Here is a 1,486-nt window from a genome sequence, read left to right on the forward strand (position 1 = left end):
TCTGTGATCTATTCGCTATTATTTTGTGATCTATTCGCTATATGTGTTGTGATCTTTCTACCTAGGTTTCCTGTGAGTAATTATTGTTGAATGTTAGGAGATCTCTGTGCGAAATGTCAGCTGAACACCGGAGCGATATCAAAAAAGTGAGAAATGAGATTTGGGATTTTTACCGTGAGCTTAAACGTTATAAAGTTGAGCCTTGTGCTAAGAAAGCAGAACAACTCTCTCAACGGTTTGATGATATTTTTATGAAAAAGACCAGCTATCAAACCTTGAATCAACAACTAAAGCGACTGCACAAACATAAATCGTCACTACTTCGAGTACTGGAACGACCTGAAATTCCGATACATACCAACGGCAGTGAAAACGATTTGCGGGAACACGTTAAAAGGCGAAAAGTAAGTGGTGGAACAAGAAGTGATTTAGGACGCCGATGTCGAGACACCTTTTCAAGTTTGCGTAAAACCTGCCAAAAACAAAATTTGTCATTTTGGGCGTTTTTAAATGACAGGCTTTCTCTTAAAAATACCATCCCTTTACTGGGGGATTTCGTGTTGCAAGGATCTCGAACTACCACAACTTATTGAGTAGTTACTCTTTTTGAGTTCTGTTAATGCATCCATGGACAAACTCCCACCTCTACCTAACGAGTCCAACACGCTCATGAATGCATTTACCGTCTTATGATAATGGCATTCCTGCGCCATAAATAACCCAAATGTTTCGTTACCACTTTTCGCCGCTGCCAGCTCCTTGAATGCCTCTTCCGACAAAGATTTTTCTCTCAACAACTCGGCCAACACCGTCATAAATGCCGTTACCACTTCATTACGACCGTTTTGCAACGCCAGAAATAACCCTGGTATTTCGTTGCCACCTTTCGCTGCTGCCAGCTCTATGAACTTATCTTCTGATAACGTCCCTGCCTTCAGTAACTCCGCCAGCACCTTCATAAACGCAGCCACCGCCTCATGCTGACCCTCTTGCAGCGCCAGACATAGTCCAGGTGTTTCGTCACCATCTTTCCCCGCTGCCAGCGCTATGAACTTATCTTCTGATAACGTCCCTGCCTTCAGTAACTCCGCCAGCACCTTCATAAACGCAGCCACCGTCTCATGCTGACCTTTTTGCTGCGCTAGACATAGTCCAGGTGTTTCGTCGCGTCTTTTTCCCGCTGCCAGCCCTATGAACTTATCTTCTGATAACTTCCCTGCCTTCAGTAACTCCACCAGTACTTCCATAAACGCAGCCACCGTCTCATGATGACCATTTTGCAGCGCCAAATATAGTCCAGGTATTTCGTCACCATCTTTCGCTGCTGCCAGCGCTATGAACTTATCTTCTGATAACTTCCCTGCCTTCAGTAACTCCGCCAGCACCTTCATAAACGCAGTCACCGTATCATGCTGACCATTTTGCAGCGCCAGACATAGTCCAGGTGTTTCGTCACCATCTTTCGCTGCTGCCAGCGCTATGAACT

General features: G+C 45.0%; 2 protein-coding genes. One reads left to right on the forward strand and one right to left on the reverse strand.

All coding sequences use genetic code 11. The features are described from left to right. Positions 1–113: 113 nt before the first annotated feature. Entirely contained in the window at positions 114–593 is a 480-nt protein-coding gene (locus JQC92_RS22230; RefSeq protein WP_205001707.1) for an IS66 family transposase, read from the forward strand. Here the strand turns inward: JQC92_RS22230 and JQC92_RS22235 are convergent. Then, on the reverse strand, positions 543–1,486 hold a 944-nt coding region (locus tag JQC92_RS22235; protein WP_205001708.1), incomplete at its 5' end, for a hypothetical protein. The two genes, JQC92_RS22230 and JQC92_RS22235, sit on opposite strands and share 51 nt — an antisense overlap.

It is taken from the genome of Parashewanella hymeniacidonis (assembly GCF_016900895.1).
GTDB classification, from domain to species: Bacteria; Pseudomonadota; Gammaproteobacteria; order Enterobacterales; family Shewanellaceae; genus Parashewanella; species Parashewanella hymeniacidonis.